The sequence below is a fragment of the Nonomuraea antri genome, from assembly GCF_013283785.1.
Lineage (GTDB): Bacteria > Actinomycetota > Actinomycetes > Streptosporangiales > Streptosporangiaceae > Nonomuraea > Nonomuraea antri.
The window spans coordinates 27,704-45,406 of record NZ_JABCPZ010000045.1; the positions used below are offsets into that span (position 1 = coordinate 27,704).

14 protein-coding genes are annotated in these 17,703 nt (G+C 72.1%); 2 read left to right on the forward strand and 12 right to left on the reverse strand.

The genetic code is table 11. The features are described 5' to 3' along the window. The first annotated feature begins 268 nt into the window (after positions 1-268). Complete coding sequence (locus HII36_RS17365) at positions 269-1,126, forward strand: aminoglycoside N(3)-acetyltransferase (RefSeq protein ID WP_328807753.1); 858 nt, start codon at positions 269-271, stop codon at positions 1,124-1,126. Here HII36_RS17365 and HII36_RS17370 read toward each other — a convergent pair. The 9 genes from HII36_RS17370 to HII36_RS17410 form a co-directional block, all read right to left on the reverse strand. Further along, positions 1,079-2,671 (reverse strand): PucR family transcriptional regulator, encoded by a 1,593-nt coding sequence (locus tag HII36_RS17370; protein WP_173524235.1) that lies wholly within the window; start codon positions 2,669-2,671, stop codon positions 1,079-1,081. The two genes, HII36_RS17365 and HII36_RS17370, sit on opposite strands and share 48 nt — an antisense overlap. After that, positions 2,662-3,324 (reverse strand): TenA family protein, encoded by a 663-nt coding sequence (locus HII36_RS17375; RefSeq protein WP_328807754.1) that lies wholly within the window; start codon positions 3,322-3,324, stop codon positions 2,662-2,664. The genes HII36_RS17370 and HII36_RS17375 overlap by 10 nt, the downstream gene beginning before the upstream one ends. A 32-nt stretch (positions 3,325-3,356) precedes the next feature. Continuing rightward, positions 3,357-3,830: a GNAT family N-acetyltransferase gene (locus tag HII36_RS17380; RefSeq protein ID WP_173524237.1), complete on the reverse strand. Its 474-nt coding sequence runs from the start codon at positions 3,828-3,830 to the stop codon at positions 3,357-3,359. A gap of 160 nt (positions 3,831-3,990) precedes the next feature. Further along, positions 3,991-4,728: a 4-hydroxy-tetrahydrodipicolinate reductase gene (gene dapB / locus HII36_RS17385; protein ID WP_173524238.1), complete on the reverse strand. Its 738-nt coding sequence runs from the start codon at positions 4,726-4,728 to the stop codon at positions 3,991-3,993. Between the two features lie 109 nt (positions 4,729-4,837). Next, positions 4,838-6,145, reverse strand: coding sequence for a M16 family metallopeptidase (locus HII36_RS17390; protein WP_173524259.1), 1,308 nt, complete (start codon positions 6,143-6,145; stop codon positions 4,838-4,840). A 2-nt stretch (positions 6,146-6,147) separates the two neighbouring features. Continuing rightward, positions 6,148-8,490 carry a polyribonucleotide nucleotidyltransferase gene (locus HII36_RS17395; protein ID WP_173524239.1) on the reverse strand — a complete coding sequence of 781 codons (2,343 nt, stop codon included), beginning with the start codon at positions 8,488-8,490 and terminating at the stop codon, positions 6,148-6,150. A 284-nt stretch (positions 8,491-8,774) separates the two neighbouring features. Continuing rightward, positions 8,775-9,044, reverse strand: a complete 270-nt coding sequence (gene rpsO, locus HII36_RS17400) for a 30S ribosomal protein S15 (RefSeq protein ID WP_173524240.1) — start codon at positions 9,042-9,044, stop codon at positions 8,775-8,777. Positions 9,045-9,186: 142 nt separating this feature from the next. After that, positions 9,187-10,803: an amidohydrolase gene (locus tag HII36_RS17405; RefSeq protein ID WP_173524241.1), complete on the reverse strand. Its 1,617-nt coding sequence runs from the start codon at positions 10,801-10,803 to the stop codon at positions 9,187-9,189. Then, complete coding sequence (locus HII36_RS17410; protein ID WP_217369629.1) at positions 10,804-12,162, reverse strand: APC family permease; 1,359 nt, start codon at positions 12,160-12,162, stop codon at positions 10,804-10,806. Positions 12,163-12,273: 111 nt separating this feature from the next. Here HII36_RS17410 and HII36_RS17415 point away from each other — a divergent pair, with 111 nt between their 5' ends. Continuing rightward, a complete protein-coding gene (locus HII36_RS17415; RefSeq protein WP_173524242.1) occupies positions 12,274-12,879 on the forward strand; it encodes a TetR/AcrR family transcriptional regulator in 606 nt (201 codons plus the stop codon). Here HII36_RS17415 and HII36_RS17420 read toward each other — a convergent pair. From HII36_RS17420 to HII36_RS17430, 3 genes are read right to left on the reverse strand one after another with little or no spacing between them, the layout of a single operon-like run. Beyond that, positions 12,840-13,913 carry a terpene synthase family protein gene (locus tag HII36_RS17420; protein WP_173524243.1) on the reverse strand — a complete coding sequence of 358 codons (1,074 nt, stop codon included), beginning with the start codon at positions 13,911-13,913 and terminating at the stop codon, positions 12,840-12,842. The genes HII36_RS17415 and HII36_RS17420 overlap by 40 nt on opposite strands. Positions 13,914-13,932: 19 nt before the next feature. After that, complete coding sequence (locus HII36_RS17425) at positions 13,933-14,955, reverse strand: polyprenyl synthetase family protein (RefSeq protein WP_328807755.1); 1,023 nt, start codon at positions 14,953-14,955, stop codon at positions 13,933-13,935. Beyond that, positions 14,952-17,678 carry an MMPL family transporter gene (locus HII36_RS17430; RefSeq protein ID WP_173524244.1) on the reverse strand — a complete coding sequence of 909 codons (2,727 nt, stop codon included), beginning with the start codon at positions 17,676-17,678 and terminating at the stop codon, positions 14,952-14,954. Before HII36_RS17430 ends, HII36_RS17425 begins: the two co-directional genes overlap by 4 nt. Positions 17,679-17,703: the final 25 nt, after the last annotated feature.

Below are 17,703 nucleotides of genomic sequence, written 5' to 3' on the forward strand. Positions count from 1 at the left end.
TCACCTTAGGGGCGCGACGACTTCTTGGTAACCTCAATCGATCACGACGCACACCCACATCCGCGGTGCGTCATAAATGTTCGGACGGCCGAAATGGATGACGGGCAGTACGGCAACTCTGCACTCATTGACGTGACCTCCGTCTCGCTCAGCGCGCTGACGGCACTGGAGAGCGCCGCCCTGCGCGCGGCGGTCGCATCCTGCCTGGGCGACGACCGCGAGGAGATCGCCGCCTTCTCCAATTCCATCTGAGGCCCCCGCATCCACCGTGATCGAACACGACAGGCTGAGGCGAGACTTCGCCGCCCTGGGGATCGGCGCGGGTGACGTCGTGCTCGCGCACACCTCGCTGCGCAGCCTCGGCCCGGTCGCGGGCGGCGCGGCCACGGTGGCCGCCGCGCTGCTCGACGTCCTGGCGCCCGGCGGCACGCTGGCGGTCAACACCGGCACCTCGGCCAACTCCGACACCTCTCCGCACTACCGCCGCGCGGTGGCCGGGATGACCGCCGAGGAGATCGCCCGCCACCGGGCGGCCATGCCCGCCTACGACCCCGACCACACTCCCTCGACGGGCATGGGGCGGATCTCCGAACACGTGCGTACGCTGCCCGGCGCCCGCCGCAGCGCCCACCCGCACACCTCCTTCGCCGCCGTCGGCGCCCGGGCCGGGGAGATCGTGTCCGGCCACGCCTTCGACTGCCTGCTCGGCGAACGCTCACCGCTGGCCAGGCTCTACGACGCCGATGCCCGCGTCCTGCTGCTCGGCGTCGGATACGACACGTGCACCGCTTTCCACCTGGCCGAATACCGTTTCTCCGGTGTCCTGCCGCGGCGCAGCTACCGGGCGGTCGTCGACGGCGGGCACGGGCCGGTCTGGCGGGAGTTCGTCGACCTCGACCTCGACTCCGGCGACTTCGCCCGGCTGGGCGCGGGGTTCGAGCGGACCGGCGCGGTGCGCAGGGGCCGGGTCGGCGCGGCCGACTCCAGGTTGTTCCCGTTGCGCGCCGCGGTCGACTACGCGGTCGCCTGGCTCGGCGCGCACCGCCAGGCCCGGCGAGCGCCGGACGTGCCCCTCGTCTCAGCGCATGCGCAGGGCCAGCATGAAGTCCACCCGCTCGTCCCATGAGTTGAGCGATCTGCCGGTCAGCTCCTCGATGCGCTTGAGCCGGTAACGCAGCGTGTTGACGTGCACGTGCAGCCGCTCGGCGGTGGCCGACCAGGAGCCGGACTCCTCCAGATACGCCTGCAGCGTCTCCAGCAGGTCGGTCTGGTTGGCCGCGTCGTAGGCCTCCAGCCGGCCGAGCAGCCGGGAGCGGAACGAGCGGCGCAGCTCGCCCGGGATGGCGGCCAGCAGGCTGCGGTGCGAGCTGACGTCGTCGCCGGTGATCACGCTGACCCGGTCGCCGCTCAGCGCGGCCAGCGTGCGGGCGTGCCTGGCCTCCTCGATCAGGCTGCTCAGCGCGGCCGGGCCGGTGGTCACGCTGCTCACGCCGAGCGTGATGCGGCCGTCGCCGAGGCCGGACTCCAGGGTTCTGGCGCCGCGCAGCACGTGCCCGGTCAGCTCCTCGACGGTGTTGCCGGCCAGCGGGACGAGCGCGATGGCCTCCTCGGCGCCTGGTGCGCCGCCCGGCTGGGCGCCGGTCGGGCCGCTGGACGTGCCGCCGCTCGCGGTGACGATGCCGGGCGCGAGCGGCCGCAGCAGCTCGTCCAGCACGGCCACGCTCACCTCGCCGTTGGCGGCGCCCGCTGAACCGCCGCCGGCCGACAGTGCCACGGCCAGCAGGCCGTGCTCGGTCTCCACGTGCAGCGTGTGCAGCCTGGACACCACGCCGGGCAGCGCGGCGTCACCCGAGTCGAGCAGGTCGAGGAGCTGGTCGAGCACCCGGCGCTCGATGCGCTGGGCCGCCTCCAGACGCGAGCGCTCCAGCGCCACCAGCGCGGCCAGCTCCACGATCAGGTCCTCGTTCTCGCCCTGCACCTGCTCGCCGGCGTAGGCGAGGAACCAGTTGGCGATCCGGTGCGGCGCGCCCTTGCTGACCGGGAAGACCGACAGCGCCGTCCCGTCCTCCTGGGTGACCATGCCGGGCAGGAACCTGGCGGTCAGGAACGTGTGCGCGAGCCGCAGCCGGGCCGGCTCCGCCAGCGGCTGTGAGCCGACGATGACCCGGCCGGTGGGCGACATGACCCAGCAGGGCACGTCCAGCTCGCCCGCCACGGCGGTGACGAGCTTGGTGAGGCTGCCGCCGTCGACCAGGGTGCTGGCCAGGCGGCGGCGTGCCCCGTACGCCGGGCGCGGCGGCGCGCCCATCTCGGCGATCAGCCCGCGCAGCACGTGCTCGGTGACCTGGCTGAACGGCACGTCCACGGGCAGGGTGAGCAGCGGCAGCCCGGCCTCGGCGCAGGCGTCGATGAGGTCGGTCGGCGGCACCTTGAGCGCGGTGCCGGCCACCAGCGCCGCCACCTCGCCCAGGTTCTTCACGAACGCGCGGGCGGAGTCGGGCCCGGTGTGCCAGGTGAGCTCGGTCAGCACCAGCTCGCCCGCCTTGACGAACATCGCCGGGTCGGGCAGGTCGGTGGTGGCCACGCCGCGCACCCGGCGGTCGAGCAGGTCGTGCCCGGTCAGCACCTTCAGCGCGAGCTGGTCTGCCTGCACCAGGTCTCTCAGCCGCATGGCCAGACCTCCTGGCGCCAGGCGGCGTCCCAGAACAGCCACTCGTAGCGGGCCGTGGTCAGCGCCCGGTCGAGCAGCCGCAGCCGTTCCTCGCCGCCCAGGGCCAGCCCGTCGAGCAGGTCGAGCACGCCGGCCACCGTCTCCTGGTAGCCCTCGCCGCCGTAGGTCTCGATCCACCAGGCGTACAGGGGGTCGGGCGAGGAGCGGCCGATCAGGGTCTCGCCGACGCGGGCGTAGATCCAGTAGCAGGGCACGATCGCGCCCAGCGCCTCGGCGAACGTGCCCAGCGAGCACGTGCGCATCAGGTACGAGGTGTAGCCCACGGTCGTCGGCCCGGCCGGTGTCTTGCGCGCGTCGGCCTCGTCGAGCCCGAACGCGGCCAGCAGCTCCACGGTCAGGCTGTGCTCGACGGCGACGGTCATGGCCGCGTCGGAGGCGAAGCGCTGCACGGCGGCCGGGTCGGGCGAGCGGGCCGCGCAGGCGGCCTGGGCGCGGGCGTAGTCGGGCAGGAAGTGCGCCTCCTGCACCACGTAGTGGCGGAAGGCCTCGCGGGGCAGCGACCCGTCGGTCAGCCCCGTCAGGAACGGGTGGGCCAGGATCTGGTCGTACACATCGCCCACGACCTGCCACAACTCATCACGAAACCGGCTCACCCGCCCAAGGGTAGCCGCGCCGGCCCCGGTGTTCAGCCGCGCATCACCACGCGCGGGGCCACCTCGATGCCCAGCTCGCGCTCGTGCGCCACCAGCGCGCGCAGCTCGGGCCCCCATTCGGCCTCCGGCAGGACGGTGAACCCGTGCCGCGCGTACCAGGGCGCGTTCCACGGCACGTCCCTGAAGGTCGTCAGCGTCACCGCGGGCGCGCCGCAGGCCCGCGCGTGGTCGAGCACCGCGGTGATCAGCTGCCCGCCGATGCCGCGCCGCATGTCCGTGGGACGCACCGCGAGCTGTTCGAGATGGACGTTGCCGTCGACCCAGCCGATGAGCGCGAACCCGGCCGGCGGCTCCCCCTCGACCAGCACGGACGCCGGATCGTCCACCTCTTCGATCTGCGTCGTGCCGGGCGGGAACTCGATGCCGACCTGCTCGAACAGCCGGTCCGCGGCCAGTTCCACGGACACCAGCCCGGCCAGCTCACCCGGTTCGGCCCATCGCACCATGCCGACACGGTCTCACGTTTCTGGTTGATCTCACCAACGCTTATTAGGGTTGATGATCGTAGGCCTGGCTGTGCGGAGCCGGGATCCTCTCCTTCACGACGTGCCCGCGGCCCGGTAGGCGGTCGTGGGCACGTCGTGTGAGATCACCGGGCTCGCGCACTCACAGGTCGAGCAGCGGTTCGAGGCCCACGGTCAGCCCGGGCGTCTCCCCCACCCGGCGCACCCCGAGCAGCACTCCGGGGGTGAACGCGGCCCGGCTCATCGTGTCGTGCCTGATGGTGAGGATCTCGCCGTCGCCGCCGAGCAGCACCTCCTGGTGCGCGATCAGCCCGGACAGGCGGATCGCGTGCACGTGCACGCCGTCCACGTCGGCGCCGCGGGCGCCGTCGAGCGCGGTGCTGGTGGCGTCGGGCATCGCGCCCAGCCCGGCCTTGGCCCGCGCCTCGGCGACCAGCTCGGCGGTGCGCCGCGCGGTGCCCGACGGGGCGTCGGCCTTGTTCGGGTGATGCAGCTCGACGATCTCGGCGGACTCGAAGTAGCGGGCGGCCTGCTGGGCGAAGTGCATCATCAGCACGGCCGCGATGCCGAAGTTGGGGGCGATCAGGCAGTTCGTCCCCGGCGACGCGGCCAGCCAGCCGCGCACGGTCTCCAGCCGGCCCGCGTCGAACCCGGTCGTGCCGACCACCGGGTGGATGCCGTGGCCGATGGCCCATTCGAGATTGGCCATCACCACGTCGGGGTGGGTGAAGTCGACCACCACCTCGGCGACGCCCATCGCCTCGATCGGGTCGTCCTTGTCGAGAGCGGCCACCAACTCCAGGTCGGCGGCGGCTTCGACCGCCTTGCACACCTCGACGCCCACGCGCCCGCGAGCGCCCAGCACACCTACCTTGATCACACGGTCAACCCTATACGTCCCCCTCGCACGACCGCCACGACAGGTGCCACGGTCAGAGCGAAGAGGCGGCGCCCCGGGCGGACCCGGGACACCGCCTCTGCGGGACGTGTCAGGCGACGGCGTCGGAGAAGTCCTTGTCGCCGTACGGGCCGATCACGGCCAGCGTGAACGGCCGGTTCAGCACGTCGCGCGCCACCTCGGAGATCTCGTCCGGCGTGACGCCCTCGATGCGGGACAGCACCTCGTCCACCGACATCAGCTCGTCGTAGACCAGCTCGTTCTTGCCGATGCGCGACATGCGCGAACCGGTGTCCTCCAGGCCGAGCACGAGCCCGCCGCGCATCTGGCCCTTGCCGCGCCGGATCTCGTCGGCCGACAGGCCCTCGTCGACGACCCTGGCCACCTCGTCCCGGCAGATCTTGAGCACGTCGTCGATCTTGGACGGCAGGCACCCGACGTAGATGCCGAACTGGCCGGTGTCGGCGTAGGCCGAGGTGTAGCTGTAGGCCGAGTACGCCAGCCCGCGCTTCTCCCTGATCTCCTGGAACAGCCGCGACGACATGCCGCCGCCCAGCGCCGAGTTGAGCACGCCGAGCGCGAAGCGGCGGTCGTCGGTACGCGACATGCCGGTCGTGCCGAGCACCAGGTTGGCCTGCTCGGTCGGCCGGTCGAGCACCCGCACGCCGGAGCGCGAGGCGGCGCCGGGGCCGCTCGTGCGCGGCGGCGCGAACTCCAGCGGGCCCTCCAGCGCGCCCGCCCGCTCGTAGGCGCGGGCGACCAGCTCGACGACCTCCTCGTGCCGGACGTTTCCTGCCACCGAGACCACCGTGCGGCGCGGGCGGTAGTACCGGCGGTAGTACTCCGCGATGCGCTCACGCCCTAATGCGTTGATCGACTCGACCGTGCCCAGGATGGGCCGGCCGATCGGCGAGTCGCCGTAGAGCGCGGCCGCGAACTGCTCGTGCACCACGTCGGACGGGTCGTCGTCGTGCATGGCGATCTCTTCGAGGATCACGCCGCGCTCGGACTCGACGTCGTCGTCGGTGACGAGTGAGCTGGTCACGACGTCGGCCAGCACGTCCACCGCCACGGACAGGTCCTCGTCGAGGACCCGCGCGTAGTAGCAGGTGTACTCCTTGGCGGTGAAGGCGTTGATCTCACCGCCGATGCCCTCGATGGACGCCGAGATCTCCATGGCGTCACGCGTGGGCGTGCCCTTGAACAGCAGGTGTTCCAGGAAGTGGGTGGCGCCCGTGTGCTCGGGCGCCTCGTCACGCGAGCCGATGCCGACCCACATGCCGACCGCGACGCTTCGCACGGTCGGCATGGTCTCGGTCACCACGCGCAGCCCACCAGGAAGGACGGTCCGTCTCACCACCCCGGCTCCGTCCTTGCCGGGATGCAGCGTCGTGGTCAGGCTCACGAGTTCCGGTCTTCCCCTTCACCGCCGGAGCGGGTGGTGCGGACGCGGGTGCGGGTGCGGCGCGGACGCTCGGACTTCTCCTCGCCCGCGGCGGACTCGGGAGCGGCGGACTCGGCCTGCGGCTCGCCGCCCTCGGCGGACTCGCCCTTGGCCTCCTTGTCCGCGGCCTCCTTCTCGATGACCTCGACCGGCACCAGCGACAGCTTGCCGCGCTGGTCGATCTCGGCGATCTCGACCTGGATCTTCTCGCCGACGCTCATCACGTCCTCCACGTTCTCGATGCGCTTGCCGCCGTGCAGCTTGCGGATCTGGGAGACGTGCAGCAGGCCGTCCTTGCCCGGCATGAGCGAGATGAACGCGCCGAAGGCGGCGATCTTCACGACCGTGCCCAGGTAGCGCTCGCCGACCTCCGGCATGTGCGGGTTGGCGATAGCGTTGATCGCCGAACGCGCGGCCTCGGCGGCGGGGCCGTCGGTGGCGCCGATGTAGATCGTGCCGTCGTCCTCGATGGTGATCTCGGCGCCCGTGTCGTCCTGGATCTGGTTGATCATCTTGCCCTTCGGGCCGATGACCTCGCCGATCTTGTCGACAGGGACCTTGATGGTGATGATGCGCGGCGCGGTCGGGTTCATCTCCGCCGGGGAGTCGATCGCCTCCTGCATCACGTCGAGGATGGCCAGGCGGGCGCCCTTGGCCTGCTTCAGCGCGCCGGCCAGCACCGAGGCGGGGATGCCGTCGAGCTTGGTGTCGAGCTGGAGCGCGGTGATGACGTCCTTGGTGCCGGCGACCTTGAAGTCCATGTCGCCCATGGCGTCCTCGGCGCCGAGGATGTCGGTCAGGGTGACGTAGGTGTCGCCCTCGCCGATGAGGCCCATCGCGATGCCCGCGACCATGGCCTTGAGCGGCACACCGGCGTCGAGCAGCGCCATGGTGGAGGCGCAGACCGAGCCCATCGAGGTGGAGCCGTTGGAGCCGAGCGCCTCGGAGACCTGGCGGATCGCGTAGGGGAACTCCTCACGCGTGGGCAGGACCGGGATGAGCGCCCGCTCGGCCAGCGCGCCGTGGCCGATCTCACGGCGCTTGGGCGAGCCCACGCGGCCGGTCTCACCGGTGGAGTAGGGCGGGAAGTTGTAGTTGTGCATGTAGCGCTTGGTCCGCTCGGGGTTGAGCGTGTCGATGACCTGCTCCATGCGCAGCATGTTCAGCGTGGTGATGCCCATGATCTGGGTCTCGCCGCGCTCGAACAGGGCCGAGCCGTGCACCCGGGGCACCACGTGGACCTCGGCCGACAGGGCGCGGATGTCCTTGGTGCCGCGGCCGTCGATGCGCACGCCCTCGTTGATGACGCGCTCGCGCATGAGCTTCTTCATCACCGAGCGGTAGGCGGCGGAGATCTCCTTCTCGCGGCCCTCGAACTCGGGGAGCAGGCGCTCGGCGGCCAGCGCCTTGACCTTCTCCAGCTCGCTCTCGCGCTCCTGCTTGCCGGCGATGGTCAGCGCGGCGGCCAGCTCGTTCTTCACCGCGGCCTCGACCGCGTTGTACACGTCGTCCTGGTAGTCGAGGAAGACGGGGTACTCGGCGGTCTCCTTGGCGGCGACCTGCGCCACGCGCGACTGCGCCTCGCACAGCACCTTGATGAACGGCTTGGCCGCCTCCAGGCCCTGCGCCACGGTCTCCTCGGTGGGCGCGACCGCGCCCTCGGCGACCAGCTTCAGCGTGTCCTTGGTGGACTCGGCCTCGACCATCATGATCGCGACGTCGCCGTCGGCCAGCACCCGGCCGGCCACGACCATGTCGAACGTGGCCCGCTCCAGCTCGTGGTGGGTCGGGAAGGCCACCCACTGGCCGTCGATCAGCGCGACGCGCACGCCGCCGATCGGGCCGGAGAACGGCAGCCCGGCGAGCTGGGTGGACAGCGACGCGGCGTTGATGGCCACCACGTCGTAGAGGTGGTCGGGGTGCAGCGCCATGACGGTGGCCACGACCTGGATCTCGTTACGCAGGCCCTTGACGAACGACGGGCGCAGCGGCCGGTCGATCAGGCGGCAGGTGAGAATGGCGTCCTCGGACGGACGGCCCTCACGGCGGAAGAACGAGCCGGGGATGCGGCCGGCGGCGTACATGCGCTCTTCGACGTCCACCGTCAGCGGGAAGAAGTCGAAGTTCTCCTTGGGAGTCTTCGACGCGGTGGTGGCGGAGAGCACCATCGTGTCGTTGTCGAGATAGGCCACGGCGGACCCGGCCGCCTGGCGAGCGAGACGACCGGTCTCGAACCGGATCGTACGCGTGCCGAATGAGCCGTTGTCGATGACGGCTTCAGCAGTGTGGACACCCTCCACGGGGGACCTCCTTGGTGGTCGGTCTCCCGCGCCCATTTTCACCGGCACCCTCGTTAGGTGCAGCGCCGGTCTTCGATCGAAGCGCCCGGTCAGGTTCGTTCCTACCGGAAGCCACTACCGAGGACCGGCCCGCAGGCGTCGCGGGTCGCATGGTGCTGAGCGGACGCGGGGGCTGTGTGTCTCGGATCTTCAGTTGTACGACAGACTTCGGTGGATTTGCGCCTCGGCGCGCCGAGTCTGCCGATATGAGAAGGGAGCGGCGCGGACGCCGCTCCCTTTCCATGTTATCGGCGCAGGCCGAGCCGCTCGATGAGCGAGCGGTAACGCGCGATGTCGACCTTCTGCAGGTACTTCAGCAGACGGCGCCGGCGCCCGACGAGCAGCAGCAGGCCACGACGGCTGTGGTGGTCGTGCTTGTGCGTCTTCAGGTGCTCGGTGAGCTCGCTGATGCGCTTGCTGAGCAGCGCGATCTGGACCTCGGGCGAACCGGTGTCGCCTTCGCCGGTCGCATATTCAGCGATGATGTTCTTCTTGGCAGCGGTGTCGAGGGACACGGCTCTCCTTTTGATCTTTCGGGCACGCGGACAATGAAGAGTGCGAACGACCGTGCGTGCCTACAGTCGCCGCGGTGAAGGCCGTCTGGGCAGCGCACAGCGCCGCCGTTACAGAGCCGACATGCAAGGTTACCATCACGGGTCAAGCGCTCGCGCCGCGCACCACCGCGCCCCCGACCATGACGAGTTCGGCGCGGACCCCGGGAATGCGCTCCACCGGGATCTCGAACAGGTCTTCGGACAACACTACCAGATCGGCCAGCTTGCCCGGGGTGAGCGAGCCGCGGTCGTGCTCGCAGAAGTTCGCGTAGGCCGAGCCCAGGGTGTACGCCCGGATCGCGGTCTCCAGCGTGACGGTCTCCCGCGGCATCCAGGCCGGTCCGCCGGCCAGCCCCCGGCGCGTGACGGCGGTGTAGAGGCCGATCATCGGGTCCATCTCGGCCACGTTCCAGTCGCTGGAGAAGGCCAGCACGGCCCCGGCGGCCGCCAGCGAGCGCATCGGCCACGCCTTCCGCCAGCGCTCCGGGCCTACGTTGGCGGCCCAGTCGTGGCCGGGCCCGGCGATGTCGGGCGAGCAGTGCCTGGGCTGCATGCAGGCCACCACGCCCAGCTCGGCGAAGCGCGGCACGTCGGCCGGGTCCAGGCATTCGACGTGCACGATCTGGTGCCTGGCGTCACGCGGCCCGTTGACCGCGCGGGCGTGCTCGACCGCGTCGAGCGCGGTGCGGATGCCCCGGTCGCCGGTGGCGTGCACGAACGCCTGGAAGCCGGCGGCGTCCAGCCTGGCCAGCAGATCGGCGAACTCGGCCGGCGGGTAGAAGGTCTCACCGCGGTGCCGGTGCCCGCAGTAGGGTTCGAGCAGCGCGGCCGTGCGCGGCTCGACGACGTCGTCGATGTACAGCTTGAGCGGCCCGACCCGGAACCACTCGTCGTGATGTTTGGCGGCGGCCGCGGCGAACTCCCGCAGCTCGGCCTCACCGGTGCCTCTCGGGTGGAACAGCGCGGCGATCAGCCGTGACCTCAGCCTGCCCTCGCTCCTGGCCCGCTCGAACAGGGCCAGGTCGTCCAGCGAGTTCTGCGGCTCGACGACCGTGGTGATCCCGTGGCCGATGGCCTGGTCCAGGGACTTGACCAGGCGCACGTACCGGCGGTCCCGGTCGGCCCAGGGCACCCCGGCCGCGGCCAGCGCGCGGTGGCCGTCGCGTGACAGGCCGCGTACCGCGAACTCGGTGACGAACCCGGTCGGCTCCCCGTCCGGGTCCGTGGCGGCCACGCCGAACGGCAGGTCCGGATGGTCGCGGTCGACGCCGAGCCGGCGCAGCGCGGCGCTGTTGAGCCACAGGGTGTGCACGTCGTAGCTGAGCGCGAACGCGGGTCTGGCGCCGGTCACGCGGTCCAGTTCGGCGGCGGTCGGCAGGCCTGGCAGCGCCGCGTAGTCGAAGCCCTCGCACTCGATCCACTCGGCGTCCGGGTGCGCGGCCAGCCACGACTCGATCCGCCCGCCGATCTCGCCGAGCGAGGCGGCCCCGGCCAGTTGCACGCAGGCGTCGTCGGAGCCGAGCCGGACGTGGTTGTGCGCGTCCACGAAGCCGGGCAGGACCAGGCGGCCGCCCGCGTCGATCTCCCTGGCGGCGGCCGGGCGGTCGGCCTCGTCACCCACCCAGGCGATCCGCCCGTCGCGTACGGCCAGCGCCCGCGCCCAGGGCCGCCCGTCGTCCACGGTGTAGATCTTGGCGTTGCGCACGACCAGGTCGAACATTCAGTCCTCCGGAGTGGTCACGATCCAGCGGGTGCCGGATCGCGGCCTGAGATACAGCAGGTGGTAGGCGGCGAAGACGGCCACGATCCCGGCCGCGATCAGCAGGTCCTTGGGGTCCTGCTCGGTCAGCGCGTACGCCAGGGCGGCGATGACCAGCACCGGGACGGCCGGCCACAAGGGCATCCGCCAGGCCGGGGCGCTCCTGTGGGCCCCGGACCTGGCCCGCAGGGCGGCCGCGGCGAGCAGGATCGACACCAGGCAGATGATCACCGAGGTGAGTCCGAGCAGTTCCTCGATCTCCAGCAGCGCCGCCATGGCCACCCCCGGCAGTCCGATGACCAGCGTGGCCACCCAGGGCGAGCCCCAGCGCGGGTGCAGCCGGGTGAGCGCCTGGTTGACGGCCTCGGGCCAAGCCCTGTCGCGGCCGGAGGCGAACAGCACGCGGGCGTTCTGCAGGGCCATGACGAGCACCGCGTTCATGATGGCGACCACGATGCCCAGGTTCACCGCCACCGCCAGGCCGTCGCCGCCCCAGGCCCGGACGTAGTCGGGGAAGCTCTTGTTGACCAGGTCGTCCAGGGAGCCCACGCCGAGCACCGCGGCCGCGGCGGGCACCACGATGACGGCGGCGGCCAGGCCCAGCGACCAGAACACGGCGCGGGCCACGTTCCTGCGCGGCTCCTTGATCTCCTCGGCCAGGTAGACGGCGCTGCCGAAGCCGTTGAACGAGAACATCGTCACGGTCAGCCCGGCGACCAGCACGGCCAGGGTGAAGGCGGACAGTCCGCCGGCGCCGTCCGGCACCACCGGGGAGATCAGCACGTCGGCGCCGCGTTCGGCGTGGGTGAAGCCGAGCCAGGCCACGATCGCGGCGGCCAGCACCTCGACGCCCAGGAAGATCCCGGTGATGAGCGCGTTGGAGCGCACGTCGAGCACGGCCAGCAGGGTGGCCAGCAGCATCACGGCGGCCCCGGCCAGCGGCCGGTCCACCTGCACCAGGTCGGCCAGGTAGTCGGCGGTGCCCAGGGCGATGATCGGCGGGATGACGACCAGCAGCGAGACGGACAGGCCGAAGGTGATCCAGCCGGCGAGCCGGCCGAGCAGCCTGCCGACCATCGCGTACTCACCGCCGGAGCTGGGGGTGAGCGTGCCCAGCTCGGCGTAGCAGCAGCCGATGCCGATCGAGACGACCAGGCCGGCGAGCAGCGCGAGCACCGCGCCGCTGCCCTGACCGGCGAGCACCTCGGGGACGATGATGAACAGCGAGGAGGCCGGCGTGATGCACGACAGGGTGAGCATGACGGCCGCGAACAGGCCGAGTACGCGGGAGAGCGCGGGGGTGGGGGACTGCTTGAGCACCACGGCTCCTAGGGGGATTTGAATGCCGTTCAAATGCTTTGAATGGCATTCAAAATGCACTGCTCTACAGTGGGGCGTCAAGACCCGTTACCGGAACGAGGCGAAGGCGACATGGCACGACAGCGGCTCGAGCGTCCCCGCGAGCAGATGCTGGAAGCCGCGATGGCCGCGATCACCGAGCACGGCCTGGCCCAGCTCACCATGGCCGCGCTGGCCAGGCGGCTCGGCACCAGCGGCGGCCATCTCCTCTACTACTTCGGCAGCAAGGACCACATGCTGCTGGAGACGCTGAAGTGGAGCGAGGAGCGCCTGGCCGTGCGCAGAGACGCGCTCCTCGCCCTCGACGCCCCCCTGCCCGCGCGCCTGCGCGCCTACGTCGACCTCTACCTGCCCGTCGGGCCCAACGACCCGCGCTGGGTGCTCTGGGTGGAGGTCTGGAGCCGCACACTGGCCGTGCCCGAGCTGCGTGACGCCCAGGTCGAGCTGGACCGGTCGTGGCACCGCGCGCTGGTCGCACTGCTGTCACGGCCCGAGGCCGAGTCCCTGTCGGTGCGCGTCCGCGCCATGCTGGACGGCTTCAGCACCCAGCTCGTCGTCGGCGTGCCCGGCGTCGAGCGCGAAGCGGTGATCGCGCACGCGCTCGACCTGCTCGGCGCGGGGGAAGACGGGGACCGGGCTCAGAGCGCCGGGTCCCACCACCAGGAGACCGTGGGGTAGGGCAGCGGCTCGTCCCTGCCGTCCAGCGGGCTGTCCGCCCAGGTCAGGGCGTCCTGGTAGGTGGCGCCCGGGTCGTCGCCGCGGCTGACGTACCTGGGGACCCGCTGGCCCCACTCGGCGTTCCCCCTGATGCCGAAGGCCAGCCCGTCGAGATACAGCCGCCCGGCCGTGCTCAGCCGCGGCCTGATCGCCTCGCGCAGCCGCACGAAACGCGACAGCACGCGGTCGCGCATGCAGCTCGCCGCGTGCACCGCGTCGGGCAGCTCCGGGTGCACGTGATGCATCAGGACGGTGTAGATGTTCTGGTCGGTGTGCTGCCTGCCGAGTTCCTTGACCAGCGAGTGCCGGTCGTTGTCCAGCCCGGCGACCAGGATGGCCATCTCGGTGAGCGCGCGCACGGCCGGCGAGTCCATCTCGGCGGCCGGCACCTCCTGGCCGTTGGCGATCTCCAGCATGGCGAACGTGGGCTCGCCGCCCGCCGAGTGCAGGCGCATGGTGAGGTAGTCGTCCACGCCGGGCATGCGGCCGCCGGCCTGGTTGGCGATCTGCCAGATCACCCCCGACAACCACGCCCGATGCGCCGCCACGAACCGCTGGAACTGCACCGGCGTGCCCAGGCGGCGGAACCGGGCCGCGATGTCCTGCAAGGACCGCCCGTAGGCGTCGTCGGCCGGCGCCGGGTTGGGGCGTTCGAGCGCCCGCTGCAACCCGGCCGCCATCGGCGCGAACGCCGCCGGATCGGCGCTGAGCCGCCCGGCGTCGCAGCGCGCGTCGTCGAACGCGAAACCCCAGTACACCCAGAGCGAGGCGGCCAGCAGGGGTTCCTCGTCGGCGTACGGGGCGAAACGGGCGTAGAAGTCGGCGCTGTTCGTGCCGACCACCCAGGCGCGTTCCCGGTCACTGCCATAGATGGGAAAGCGCTCGATCCATTCGACGGCACGCCGCTCGACCCGGTCCACCGCCGGGTTGATCGCTGGTTCGAGCGGGCAGAAGATCGGCGGTAGTTCCAGGTTCTCGGCTACGCCGGTGGCCATGTGCTGCTCCCTTCTCGGTTCAACGGGTTCGCTCGGCCAGGAAGTCGGTCAGGTCGCGCAGCTCGTCGGCCGCCACCGGGTCGAGCCTGGGGTCGCGCAGCGTCGCGCGGGCCCGGTCCAGGTGCCGCCTGGCCGCGTTCCTGGCGAACGACCTGCCCCCGGCCTCCTCGGCCAGCGCCGCGACCAGGTGCGGATCCGGCGGCTGCGGCGCTTCGAGCAGCGCGGCCAGCTCCCGTGCGGCCGTGGTGTCCGCGAGCAGCGCGGCGATCAGCGGCAGCGTCTTCTTCTGCCGCCGTACGTCGCTGTGCACCGGCTTGCCCGTGACGCTCGGGTCGCCCCAGATGCCCAGCAGGTCGTCCACGGCCTGCAGGGCCAGCCCGAGCTGCCGGCCCATCTCCCCCATCGCGCCGATCAGCGGGCCGGGCGCGGCCCCGAGCACCGCGCCGAGCGCCGACGCGCAGCCCGTCAGCGCCCCGGTCTTGCGCGCCGCCATCGAGGTGTACTCCTGCAGCGTGACGGCGTGCGCCCCGGTCCACGGACGCGACTCGAAGGCCAGGTCGTCGGCCTGGCCGCGCACCACGTCGACCAGGGTGCCGGAGATCAGCCGGGTGGCCGCCGGCCCGCCGGAGGCCCGGCCCAGCGTGTCGATGGCCTGGGCGAGCAGCGCGTCACCGGCCAGCACCGCCGGGCCGAGCCCGTAGGCCTTCCAGACGGTCAGGCGGTCACGGCGGCGTTCGTCGCCGTCCATGATGTCGTCGTGCACGATCGAGAACGCGTGCACCAGCTCCACGGTGACCGCGCCCGCGACGGCGTGCTCGCCGTCCGCGCCGACGGCCTCCGCGCTCAGCACCGCCAGCGCCGGCCTGAGCCCCTTGCCGCCGTCGCCGCCGCACGGGTCGCCGTCGACGTCGCACCAGCCGAACGCGTAGGCCGCCATCTTCTCCACCAGCGGGTGCAGGCGGGACACCGACTCGCGCAGCGCCGGCTCGACCAGGCGTTTGCAGCGGGCGAGCGCGTCGAGATGGAACGTTCCAGACTTCACTTGTCTCTCCTTCGAAAGGCGTCACACAGCCGTTTACGCTGAATCTGGGTCTCGGTGAGGCCGACGCGCCGGTGAACGCGGGCCAGGACTTCCGGCGCCCACCAGTTGGCCCGCCCGGTGAGCTGCATGAACGCCGGCACGAGCACGCCCCGGACGATGGTGGCGTCCATGAGCACGGCCAGAGCCAGGCCCAGCCCGTTCATCTTGAGCACGGTGTTGCCCGAGGTGACCAGGAAGCCGGTGGACAACGCGATCACCGACGCCGCGGCCGTGATGAGCCTGCCGGTGCCCGCGATGCCGCCGACGACCGCCCGCGCGTGGTCACCGGTGGCCTGGTAGCGCTCCTTGATCCTGGACAGCAGGAACACCTCGTAGTCCATGGACAGGCCGAACGCCACGGTGAACGTGATCAGCAGGGTCATCGCCTCCAGCCGTCCGGTGCGGGTGAAGTCGCCGACCAGCCAGCCGAGGTTGCCGTCCTGGAAGACGGCCACGATCGCGCCGGCGCTCGCGGTCAGGCTGAGCGCGCCGAGCACGATCGCCTTGACCGACACGAGCACGCCGCCGACGAACAGGAACAGCAGCACCAGCGTGGCCACCGCGATGAGCGCCCCGGCGATCGGCAGCGCGTCGGCCATGGCGGTCAGCGTGTCGTCCACCTGGGCGGCCCGGCCGGTGATCAGCCGTTCGCCGGGCGCGGGCACCTCACGCAGGCGATCCAGCATCCGGCCGGCCGCCTTCGACTGGGGCGGGACGTCGGTGGCGACGTCGACCAGCGTGGCCTTCCCCGCCCGGTACGCGGCCGCCTCCTTGCCGGGCTTCTTGTGCGTCTTGCCGGTGTAGGTGCCCGTGACCGTCTGGACGCGGGTGACGTGCGGCGACGCGGTGGCCAGGCGGCGGGCGTACTCGGCCAGCCGCTCGTCCTCCGTGGCACGCGGGAGCACGATCTTGATCTGCCGGTCCGGCACGTGCGCGAACGCCCGGCCGACGTGCCTGGCCGTGGCGTGCGACTCAGCGCCGGCCGGCAGGATGCGCTCGTCGGCAACGCCGAAGCGGGCGTGCGCGAACGGCATGGCCAGCAGCACGAGCAGCACGGCCGTGCCCCCGCCGAGCAGGATCGGCCGCCGGGTGGCCGCCTCCGCGATGCGCCGCCAGATCCGGTCCTCGGCCACGTGCTCCTCGGCCCGGCGCCGGCGCAGGCGGCCGACCGCCCAGCCGAGCAGCACGCTGCCGGCCGCGCCCCAGATCGCCTCCCTGCCCGGCCCGCCGACCGGCCCACTACCCGGCCCGCCGACTGGCCTCCCGATCGGCCCGCCGACCAGCGCGGCCCTCAGCGCGGTCGTCGCCGCGATGAACCGGTTTCCGGTGGGTTCTTCCGGCCGGGTCCGCCTGCGCGACAGGCGCGCCGCCGTCCGCCGCCACAGGCGTACCACCGCGTCCGGGCGCGGCGGGGTGACGGGAAGGCGCGGCGAGACGACCGGGCGGGCCAGCGCCGACAGCGCCACCCCGGCCAGGTGCCCGACGCCGCGCGCCCGCGAGAACAGCGCGAACGCCAGCACCACCGCCCCGCCCGCCACCAGCACCCGCGACACCGGCACGGCCGCCCGAAGCGCCGCCCGTCCGGTCATCGCCCGGACGGCGACGGGACGCGCCTGGGCCTTGCGCCACCTGGCGAACGGGTCGCCCCGGTTGACCCGATCCCCCAGCACCGCGAGCAGCGCGGGCAGCACCAGCAGGGACGAGGCCGCGCAGAGCACCACCACCGTGATCGCCGCCCAGGCCAGCGAGCGCAGGATGTCCACCGGGAACACGAACAACCCCGCCACCGCCACCGCCACGGTCAGCGCGGAGAACAGCACGGTGCGCCCGGCCACCGCCATGCTCCGCTCCACCGCGACGGGCACGGGCAGCCCCCTGGCCAGCTCCTCCCTGAACCTGGTGATGATGAACAGGCTGTAGTCGACGGCCAGGCCGAACCCCAGGGCGGTGGCCAGGTTGGGGGCGAAGACCGACACGTCCATCAGGTAGGTCAGCAGCCGCAGCCCAGCCATCGTGCCGATCAGCGCGAGCGCCCCGATCACGGCCGGGACCAGCGCGGCGAACACCGACTTGAAGGCGATCAGCAGGATCAGCATGGCCAGCGGCGCGATCACCAGCTCGGCCCGGCGCTGATCCGACTTGCCCTGCTCGATGAACTCGACGTTCGCCCAGGTGGGCCCGGTCGCCGAGATCCGCAGCGGGGCGAACGCCCGCGCCACGGCGGGGACGACGCGCTGGGCTGTGCGGGCCGCCCGCGCGTCGTCCCCGGCCAGGTCCACCGCCACGATGGCGGACCTGCCGTCGCGTGACACCAGCAGGGGCGACTTGGCCGCCCAGTAGGACTGGACCCTGGCCACGCCGGGCTGCTCCGCGAGATATCGCGTCAGACGCCGCCCCGCCGCCCCGGCCCGCGCCGATGTCACGGGTTCCCCGGCCCGTGCCACCAGCACCAGATCGGCGGACGTCGCCTTGAACCGCTCGGCCAGCACCTCGTCGGCCTCGGCCGCCTCGGTCCCGCGCGCGGTGAAGCCGCTGCTGGCCAGCCGGTCCTCCACGCCCAGCGCCGCGATCAGCAGGATCGCCGCCAGTACCAGCGCGGCTTCGAGCACCCGTCCGCGCCTGCGCACGGACCATCGGGCGAAGCCCGCCAGCCAACCGCCGCCGATCTCCCGTCGCCTGCCCAATGAGCGCCTTTCCCTTGGTGATCAC

Excerpts from the sequence above, each read along its gene's own strand:
- HII36_RS17370 (WP_173524235.1), bottom strand. The coding sequence starts at position 2,671 with ATGCGGCTGAGAGACCTGGTGCAGGCAGACCAGCTCGCGCTGAAGGTG.
- HII36_RS17380 (WP_173524237.1), bottom strand. The coding sequence starts at position 3,830 with ATGGTGCGATGGGCCGAACCGGGTGAGCTGGCCGGGCTGGTGTCCGTG.
- HII36_RS17405 (WP_173524241.1), bottom strand. The coding sequence starts at position 10,803 with ATGTTCGACCTGGTCGTGCGCAACGCCAAGATCTACACCGTGGACGAC.
- HII36_RS17415 (WP_173524242.1), top strand. The coding sequence starts at position 12,274 with ATGGCACGACAGCGGCTCGAGCGTCCCCGCGAGCAGATGCTGGAAGCC.
- HII36_RS17420 (WP_173524243.1), bottom strand. The coding sequence starts at position 13,913 with ATGGCCACCGGCGTAGCCGAGAACCTGGAACTACCGCCGATCTTCTGC.